This window comes from Patescibacteria group bacterium (assembly GCA_018817085.1).
Classification (GTDB): domain Bacteria; phylum Patescibacteriota; class WWE3; order CG2-30-40-12; family CG2-30-40-12; genus CG2-30-40-12.
Window position 1 is genome coordinate 1 of the sequence record JAHIUT010000053.1, and the last position, 9680, is coordinate 9680.

Annotated in this window: 6 protein-coding genes; all 6 read left to right on the plus strand. The window is 40.9% G+C overall.

The features are described from left to right. Positions 1 to 132 precede the first annotated feature (132 nt). Positions 133 to 3297, plus strand: coding sequence for a DNA-directed RNA polymerase subunit beta (gene rpoB / locus KJ678_03535; GenBank protein ID MBU1017202.1), 3165 nt, complete (start codon positions 133 to 135; stop codon positions 3295 to 3297). A 2-nt stretch (positions 3298 to 3299) separates the two neighbouring features. Continuing rightward, positions 3300 to 7037 (plus strand): DNA-directed RNA polymerase subunit beta', encoded by a 3738-nt coding sequence (gene rpoC, locus KJ678_03540; protein MBU1017203.1) that lies wholly within the window; start codon positions 3300 to 3302, stop codon positions 7035 to 7037. Next, on the plus strand, positions 7025 to 7435 hold the full coding sequence (gene rpsL / locus KJ678_03545) for a 30S ribosomal protein S12 (protein ID MBU1017204.1): 411 nt from the start codon (positions 7025 to 7027) through the stop codon (positions 7433 to 7435). Before rpoC ends, rpsL begins: the two co-directional genes overlap by 13 nt. 84 nt (positions 7436 to 7519) lie before the next feature. After that, positions 7520 to 7987: a 30S ribosomal protein S7 gene (gene rpsG, locus KJ678_03550; protein MBU1017205.1), complete on the plus strand. Its 468-nt coding sequence runs from the start codon at positions 7520 to 7522 to the stop codon at positions 7985 to 7987. Between the two features lie 60 nt (positions 7988 to 8047). Further along, positions 8048 to 8680, plus strand: a complete 633-nt coding sequence (nth, locus tag KJ678_03555; GenBank protein ID MBU1017206.1) for an endonuclease III — start codon at positions 8048 to 8050, stop codon at positions 8678 to 8680. 64 nt (positions 8681 to 8744) lie between these two features. Further along, positions 8745 to 9680: FAD-dependent oxidoreductase (locus KJ678_03560; protein MBU1017207.1), on the plus strand; the 936-nt coding region annotated here is incomplete at its 3' end.

Sequence of the window (9680 nt, forward strand, 5' to 3'; positions counted from 1 at the left end):
CGTGATAAAGTCCTTGACACTGTCCAAAAGCAAGTGTACAAGTAATCGTATTAGTACGCTTTTTAAAATTGTTATCATTAGAAGCTTAAATAAATGCGAGTATCCTTAAATCCAGCCGGGTCAAAATTTTCTTTGCCCAATTTGTCTAGTGTACAGCTAGATTCTTTTAGTTGGTTTTTAAAGGAAGGTATTAATGAAATTTTGGACGAAATTTCTTCCATTGAAGATTATACCGGCAGGAATTGGGAACTTAACTTTTCAAAATCCAGAATTGCAAAATCCACAATCACAATTGAACAGGCTATAGAAAAAGGCGCCACTTACAGCGCTTCTTGGTTTTTAACAGCAACTCTTAAAGATAAGTCCGCTAACCAAGAAAAGTCTCAAGAAATATATGTGGGGGAAATTCCCATGATAACTCCCAAGGGAACTTTTATTATTAACGGTATTGAAAAAGTTGTGGTTTCACAACTAACACGCTCTTATGGCGTGTTTTTTGTTTCAACAACAGACGCCACCACCGGAAAGGTTTTAGGGGGCGCCAAGATTTTACCTAAAAATGGCGCTTGGCTTGAGTTTGAAACGGCAAAAAGCGGAGTTATAACTGTTAAAATAGATAGAAAACGAAAAATTGCCGCAACCACGCTTCTTAGAGTTTTTGGCACCACGGACGATGCTCAAATCAGCAAAACTTTTGGAGATTTCATAGAAACAACCTTAAATAAAGATTTGGCAAAATCTTATAACGAGGCTTTGCTTGAAATTTATAAAAAAATGAGACCCGGCGAACCGTTGGTTTTGGAGAATGCCAAAGCTTTAGTTGAAAACATATTTTTTAACCCGCGTAGGTACAGTCTTGGAAAAGTGGGTCGCTTTAAATTAAATCAAAGGTTTGGTTTTACCACTCCCAACAATAAGGATAACTGGCTTTTAACAAAAGAGGATTTAGTAGCGGTAATAGCAAAAGTGATTGAACTTAATAAAGGTACTTTGGAACCAGACGATATAGACAGCCTTTCAAACAGGAGAGTCCGTTCCGTTGGAGAGCTTTTGCAAATGCAAGTTCGCGTTGGATTTATACAAATGGAGAGAAACATCAAAGAAAGAATGTCTCTTCAGCCTAGGGGCATCTTGTGCGAGCCGCAAACATTAATTTCAACCCGCCCTGTGCAAGCTAGGGTCCATTCTTTTTTCGCTTTAGGGCAACTTTCGCAATACCAAGACCAATCTAACCCATTAACGGGGTTGGACCATTTAAGACGATTATCGGTTTTGGGTCCGGGCGGTCTTTCTAAAGAAAGAGCAAGCTTTTCTGTAAGAGATGTGCATTTTAGCCATTATGGAAGGGTTTGTCCGGTTAGAACTCCGGAAGGTCCCAACATTGGGTTAATAAGTTATCTTTCTTTATTCTCGCGAGTTAACGAATTTGGGTTTTTGGAGACCCCGTATAAAAAACTCGTAAAAGAAAAAAATGACAAGATAAGGGTTACGAACGAGATTGTTTATATGGCTTCTTACGAAGAAGAAAAATACTTTATAGCTGACGCTTCTCCCAAAATAGACAAAAATGGGTATGTGTTAGATAAACTTGTGCCGTTGAGGAAAGGCGGGGAATTTATTATAGGAAACATTGAAATGGCGGAGTATATGGATATAAACCCTCAACAGGTTGTTGGCGTAGCCGCGGCCTTAATTCCTTTTTTGTCAAACGACGATGTAAACAGGGCTCTTATGGGAACGCAACACGCCACGCAAGCAGTACCCTTAATTAAACCCGAAGAACCTTTGGTTGGAACGGGTATAGAATCGGATACAGCTTTAAATGCGGGGGCGGTGGTTATAGCTTCCGAAAACGGAACGGTTGAATATGCCGATGCTTTGGGAGTGGTTGTTAAAACCGCGTCTGGGGAAAAGAAAAAATACGCGCCTTTAAAATTTTCGCAGTCTAATATGGATACCTGTTTTAACCAAAGAGTAGTAGTTAGCGCCGGTGACAAAGTTAAAAAAGGAGAGGTTTTGATGGAAGGCCCCTCATCCAAAAACGGTGTTTTGTCCCTCGGCACTAACTTAAAGGTAGGTTATATGATTTGGGAAGGGTTTAACTATGAGGACTCTATAATTTTATCCGAGAGGGTGGTTAAGGAAGATATTCTTACCTCTATACATATAACCGACCATACGGTGCAGGTTTTAGAAACCAAATTGGGCGCCGAAGAAATTACTCGGGATATTCCCAATGTTTCGGAAGAAGTTTTGAGAAATCTAGACGAAGAAGGAATTGTTGCCATTGGGTCAAAAGTCAAATCAGGCGACATTTTGGTTGGGAAAGTTGCGCCAAAAGGGGAAAGCGAACTTTCTGCCGAAGAACGGTTACTGCGCGCCATATTTGGCGAGAAAGCAAAAGATGTTAAAAACAATTCTTTAACGCTTCCTCATGGGGAATATGGTACTGTTATTGGAGTAAAGAGGATTGTGGCAAGCAATGAAACAGCTTTGCCCAATGGGGTTTTGGAAGAAATAACGGTTTTTATAGCCCAGCAGAGAAAAATAATGGTGGGTGATAAATTGTCGGGACGTCACGGGAACAAGGGAGTAATCGCCAAAATTGTGCCGATTGAGGATATGCCTTGTTTAGAAGACGGGTCTCCTCTTGATATTATTCTTTCCCCCGCCTCGGTTATTGCTCGTATGAATGTAGGCCAACTTCTTGAAGCTCATTTAGCGCAGGTGGCGGAAATTTCCGGCGAGAAATATGATATCCCGGTTTTTACAAAATTTACCGAAGATGATTTAAAAAATTCTCTTAAGAAAGCGGGTTTGCCCGAATCGGGAAAAGTCCGCCTAATAGACGGACGAACAGGCGAATATTTTGACCAAGAAGTGGTTGTGGGTATTGCGTATATACTAAAATTGCACCATTTAGCCGAAGACAAAATGCACGCAAGGTCAATTGGTCCTTATTCTTTAATTACTCAACAACCTCTTGGGGGTAAAGCGCAGTTTGGAGGACAACGTTTTGGAGAGATGGAAGTTTGGGCGCTTGAATCCTACAGCGCCGCCCACATATTAAAGGAGTTGTTGACAATAAAATCGGATGATGTTATTGGTAGAACGCTTGCTTATCGGTCAATTTTGCAAGGAACCGAAATACCCGAAAGCGCCGTGCCTGAATCGTTTAAACTTTTGGTTAGGGAACTAAATGGTCTCGGTTTGAATATTACACCTTTGGGAATGGAAGAAGGCGAGGAAATTCCAAGTAAAGATGCGTTGGAGGAAGCGGTAGATTCTGCTGTTTAACTATGAGGAATTTAACGGAACTTAAATCATTTAATTCATTAAAAATAACTTTAGCTTCTCCGGAAGATATCTTGTCATGGTCTTTTGGAGAAATTACCAAACCCGAGACTATAAACTACCGAACTTTTAGACCGGAAAAAGAGGGGTTATTTGACGAACGTATTTTCGGACCGGTAAAAGATTACGAATGTTATTGCGGAAAGTATAAAAGAATAAGGTATAAAGGAGTTATTTGCGACAAGTGCGGTGTTGAAGTTACTCACTCTCGCGTGAGGCGGGAAAGAATGGGGCATATTGCGTTGGTTTCTCCTGTTGCGCATGTGTGGTTTTTTAGGGGCATACCTTCAAAAATGAGCGCCTTGCTCCAAATATCTCCCAGAAATCTTGAGGCGGTAATATATTTTTCTTCTTTTATAGTAACGGACATTAATTTGGATAAAAAGGTAAGTATCTTGTCAAAAGTTGAGGTTGAAAGAAGTGAATGTTTGGGCAATTTGCAGGATGAAGGCGACAAAAGGATAATTGAGCTTACTAACGAGAGTACTGCCAAAATCAAGGATATTTCTATAAAATCAAAAGAGCAAAAAGATATTGCCCGCGAGGAAGTTCGCTTAAAATATGCAAAAATGATAGCGCAAGTTAGGGAAGAGTTGGTAGTTAAAAAGGAAGAGGCGAGCAAAAAATATGAAATAATTATAAAAAAACTGGAAAGCATTAAAAAGCTTACGATAATGGCGGATATGGAGTATTTGGACTTGTCCGAATATGTGGACGAGTTTTGCGAAGTGGGTATTGGGGCAGAAGCTGTTCTTTCTATTCTAAAGGGTATGGACCTAAACGAGCTTGCTAAAAATCTCCGTAAAAAAATAGAGAAAGCGGAGGGCGTACCTGCGCAGGCAGGACAAAGATTTATAAAACTGATAAAGCGATTAAGAGTAGTGGAAGGGTTTAGACGAGAGAAAATAGACCCTAGTTGGATGATTACAACTCATATTCCTGTTATACCGCCGGATATTCGTCCTATGGTGCAACTTGAAGGTGGAAGATTCGCCACCAGCGATTTAAACGATTTGTACCGAAGAGTAATTAACAGAAACAATCGTCTTAAAAGGCTTTTAGAACTTGGCGCGCCTGAGATTATTGTGCGGAATGAAAAAAGGATGTTGCAAGAAGCGGTGGACGCGCTTATAGATTCTTCAAGACAAAGAACAAAAAGACCTCAAGCGAGAGGTAAAAAGGAATTAAGGTCGCTATCCGACCTTCTTAAAGGCAAACAAGGAAGATTTAGACAAAACCTTCTGGGCAAGAGAGTGGATTATTCGGGTCGCGCGGTTATTGTTGTTGGTCCCGACTTAAAACTTACGGAATGCGGTATTCCAAAAGAGATGGCGTTGGAGCTTTTTAAGCCTTTTGTTCTTAGGGAGGTTTTGGCGCGAGGTTTGGCGCCCAATGTTAAAAGCGCCAAATATGTTCTTGAAGAAAGAAGCGGGGAAATTTGGGATATTTTAGAAGAAGTGGTTAAAGAAAGGCCTATTTTGCTAAACCGCGCCCCCACTTTGTGGCGTTTGGGTATTCAGGCTTTTTACCCCAGACTTATAGACGGCAACGCTATCCAATTGCATCCTTGCGTCTGTGCCGGGTTTAACGCGGACTTTGACGGCGACCAAACGGCTGTTCATGTGCCGTTGTCAAAGAATTGTCTTCGCGAGGCTAAAGAAATATTAATTTCCTCAAATAACCTTCTTAGACCTTCGGACGGGAGTTTAATATCTCTGCCAACTAAAGATATGTTGCTTGGTACTTATTATTTAACGAGTATAGATATAGCAATAGAGAAACATAAGCGAGTTTTTGCCGATACAGACGAAGTGTTGTCGGCATTGGATAATAGGGTGATAAGTATAAGACAAAAGATAGAGGTTTTTATGAATAGCAAAATTCTTGAAACATCCGCCGGGAGGGTGTTGTTTAATAAAGTTTTGCCAAGTTCTTTTAAATACATAAATAGCCCGGTGGCTAAATCGGCTAAAGGCGAAAATTTATCTATGTCTTGGATTATAGAATATTCCATACAAAATGAGAGTGTGGATAAAACGGTAAAACTTATAGACGATATTAAGACGCTTGGTTTTGAATACGCTACCAGATCAGGTCTTTCTTTGGCAATTACCGATTGTACCGAATCGGAAAAACGAGGCGATATTTTGAAAGACGCTTATAAAAAGTCCGAAGATATAGACCAAAACTTCCGGCGGGGACTTATTACAAAGTCCGAGAGTTCAAGTCTTCATATAAGTTTGTGGGTTGAAACTACGGATAAGCTTGACCAAGCTACTTGGGATTCTTTAACGGAGGAAAATCCAATTAAAATGATATTAAATTCGGGAGCGAACAGGGCTTCAAGAGACCAGCTTAAACAAATAAGCGCTATGAAAGGTTTGGTTACCGACCCTATGGGAAAGATTGTGGAAATGCCTATCATAGGAAATTATAAAGAGGGGTTAACCGGGTTTGAGTATTTTGCCGCTTCCCGTGGCGCTAGAAAAGGGTTAACTGACAAAGCTTTAAAAACGGCGGATGCGGGGTATTTAACCAGAAGAATGGTGGATGTTGCGCAAGATGTTATTGTTAGAGAAGATGATTGTGGCGCGGAGGAGGGTAGGAAAGTTAAACTTTCTGAAAAGACAATGTTGGTGTCTTTTGCGGAAAGAATTATTGGAAGATATTTACTGAAAGATATTAAGGATAAGAATAAGATTGTTTATAAAAAAGGTGTTTTGGTAACGGAAGATATTGCAAAAGATATAGAAAAAAGGCAGATTTCCGAGGTGGAAATTCGGTCGCCTTTGGGGTGCGAAACAAGATACGGGATTTGCAGCAAGTGTTATGGCGTGGATTTAATGACGAAAAAGCCGGTAGGCAAGGGTGTTCCTGTAGGTGTTGCGGCGGCGCAATCTATTGGCGAACCGGGCACCCAGCTTACATTAAGAACATTTCATACCGGAGGAATTGCTATTAAAGATATAACGCAAGGTTTGCCGAGAGTAGAGGAATTATTTGAAGCCAGAACTCCCAAAAGTTTGTCGGTAATGACCGAAATTTCCGGTAAAATAAAAGTGCTGGAGGACGGAGACAAAAGGGTTATTGGAGTTAAGCCTAAAAGCGTTAAAGGCGAAATACCGGATGTTATGTATAACATTGACCCGGTGGATGAAATAATTGTAAGAAATGGGGATACGGTTTCGGCGGGAGACGCTTTAACTTTGGGATATTTGGATTTAAGCGCGTTGACGAGCATTGCCGGGATTAAAGAAACTCAAAAGTATATTGTGAACGAAGTTCAAAAAGTGTATTCCTCGCAAGGCGTATCAATAAACGACAAGCATATTGAAGTTATAGTAAGGCAGATGTTTAGCAAACTAATAATAGAAGGTGTGGGGGACACAACCTTTTTGGCGGGCGAAATAGTTACAAGGTCATCTTTTGAGGACGAAAACGAGAGGGTTTTGGCGGAAGGCGGTTCTCCGGCGGAGGCGAGAATTATTTTGCTTGGCATAACCAAGGCCTCGCTTGAAACCGACAGTTTCTTGTCGGCGGCAAGTTTTCAAGAAACAACTAGGATATTAACCGACGCGGCGTCTTGTGGTAAAGTGGATAAACTGTTGGGGCTAAAGGAAAATGTTATAATAGGAAGGCTTATCCCGGTTGGGGATAGAGCAAATTTAGAATGTCCACAATAAATCAATTAATAAGAAAAGGTAGAACGAAAAAAACAAAAAGGACCAAAACCAAGGCTCTGTCCGAGTTTTTTTCGGTGGTTAATAGAAGAAATAGAAAGATTGACGCGCCCTTTAAAAAAGGAGTATGTTTATTAGTTAGAACAACCACCCCCAAAAAGCCGAATTCGGCGTTAAGAAAAATTGCGAGGGTTAGGCTTTCTAACAAAAAAGAGGTTACGGCGTATATTCCCGGCGAGGGGCATAATCTGCAAGAGCACTCGGTGGTTTTGGTAAGAGGGGGTAGAGTAAAAGATTTGCCGGGGGTTAAGTATACTATTGTTAGGGGAACTTTTGATACAGCGGGAGTGGAGGGGCGAAAGAATGAGAGGAGTGGGTATGGAACGAAAAAGCAGAAATGACAAATGACAAAATTCAAATTTTAACAAAGGAGACTCCTTTGAAAAAGGAGTCTCCTTAGATAGCTTTGACTTTGAATTTTAATAATGCCTAGACACAAAAAGATACAAAAGAAAATATTAGAACCGGATCCTTTATATAAATCAAGGGTAGTATCTCGTTTTATAAACAGGATTATGTTAAGCGGAAAAAAATCCACAGCGGAAGGCATTGTGTATTTTGTTCTTGGAAAAATAGGCGAGGACAAAAAAGAGGCGCTAAAAGTTTTTGAAGACGCGGTTAGGAATGTTATGCCCAAAATGGAAGTTAGAAGCAGAAGGGTAGGTGGAGCGACATACCAAATTCCGACCCCATTAAAACACGATCGAAGCGAAGCTTTGGCTATACGATGGATAATAGAAATTTGCCGAAAAAGAAAAGGCAAACCGATGGGGGATAAATTATATGAGGAGATAGTGGCGGCTTCTAAAAATCAAGGGGAGGCGATTAAGAAAAGAGAAGACACCCACAAAATGGCGGACGCCAATCGCGCCTTTGCGCACTTTAAGTGGTAAGTAGTGTTGCCCCAACCCCTAGTACAAGGTCTCTCCTTGTACAAGGAGAGACCTTTGTTTATGGAGCGAGCTGTGGAAATTATAAAGATATTAAATAAACTCCGTCCAAACGCTAAATCCGAGCTTACTTACGCAAGTCCCCTTGAATTTATGATTGCGGTTATCCTCTCCGCGCAAGCAACGGATAAAGGTGTAAATAAAATATCCCCCGCGCTTTTTGAAAGATTTAGGACCGTTTCTGACTACGCAAATGCGGATGTTGACGAGTTGTCCGGTTACATTAAATCCATAAATTATTACAAAACAAAAGCAAGAAGAATCATTCTTGCTTGCAAATTTCTGGTCGCCAATTTTGAGGGAAAGGTTCCAAAGAATATTGATGCGCTGGTAAGAATACCAGGCATTGCGCGAAAAAGCGCCAATGTTATCTCGCAGGAAATTTTTAATTCAGTTGAGGGAATAGTGGTAGATACCCATATAACGCGGGTTTCTCAAAGGTTAGGGTTTACTAAAAGTACGGATGCGATAAAAATAGAAAAGGATTTAATGGCCACTCTTCCTCGCAAGTACTGGAAAGATTATGGCAGGCAAATTGTTCTTCATGGCAGATATATTTGTCTTGCCAAAAATCCAAAATGCAGGGAGTGCCCCATTAACAAACTTTGTCTCACCTGTTGTTCGGTTGGTTATTGACACGGTGTCATTGCGAACCCGAAGGGTGTGGCAATCTTGCCGAGATTTTTGTATTATCAACAATATGATCGCAATTTACGATTTAATAATAATCGGCGCGGGAGCGGCGGGGTGTTCTTCCGCAATATACGCCACAAGATACGCCTTAAAAACGCTTTTAATTGCAGGGGCAATGCCCGGTGGACTTATTACTGAGGCTTTGGAAGTTGAAAACTATCCCGGGTTTTTAAATATAAAAGGAATTGACTTGGCGAATAATTTTCTTGGCCATGCTAAAGCTTTAGGGGTGGAGTATTTGCCCGATACAGTTGTCTCTATCAAAAAAAACTATTCCCCGTCCAAACAGAGTTTTTTAACAACTACCTCCCCCGGCAAAATTTTTGAGTCCAAAGCGGTGATTTTAGCTATGGGAACTAATCACCGAAAGCTAAATATTCCCGGCGAAAAAGAGTTTGAGGGAAAAGGGGTAAGTTACTGCGCTACCTGCGACGCGCCTTTTTTTAAAAATAAAACCGTTGCCGTTATTGGAGGAGGAAATAGCGCAGTTGAGGGCGCGCAAGATGTGGCGGTTCACGCGAGTAAAGTTTATTTAATTTATCGTTCCGAACTTAAAGCGGACCCGCTTTATATTGAAAATCTCAAGGAAAACAAAAAGATTGTGGAGATTGCCAATACTAACATTTTAAAAATTGGTGGTAAAAAATCTGTCCAATATGTTCAATTGGACAAAGAATACAATGGGGGGAACAATCTTTCTGTGGATGGGGTTTTTGTTCAAGCGGGGTATATTCCGGCAAACGAACTGGCAAAATCGCTTAAATGTGAGTTAACTTCTTATGGGTTTGTTAAGGTAAATGCGGCAATGCAAACATCCCTTCCAGAAATATTTTGCGCGGGGGATTTAAATAACGGTTCAAATCAGATGCATCAGCAGGTAACTTCTGCCTCCGAAGGAGCGATAGCCGCGCAAGGGGTGTTTAGACACTTGCGCGGCATGAAG

Coding starts and splice junctions, on each gene's coding strand:
- rpsG (MBU1017205.1), top strand. CDS start 7,520: ATGCCTAGACACAAAAAGATACAAAAGAAAATATTAGAACCGGATCCT.
- rpoC (MBU1017203.1), top strand. CDS start 3,300: ATGAGGAATTTAACGGAACTTAAATCATTTAATTCATTAAAAATAACT.
- nth (MBU1017206.1), top strand. CDS start 8,048: ATGGAGCGAGCTGTGGAAATTATAAAGATATTAAATAAACTCCGTCCA.
- rpsL (MBU1017204.1), top strand. CDS start 7,025: ATGTCCACAATAAATCAATTAATAAGAAAAGGTAGAACGAAAAAAACA.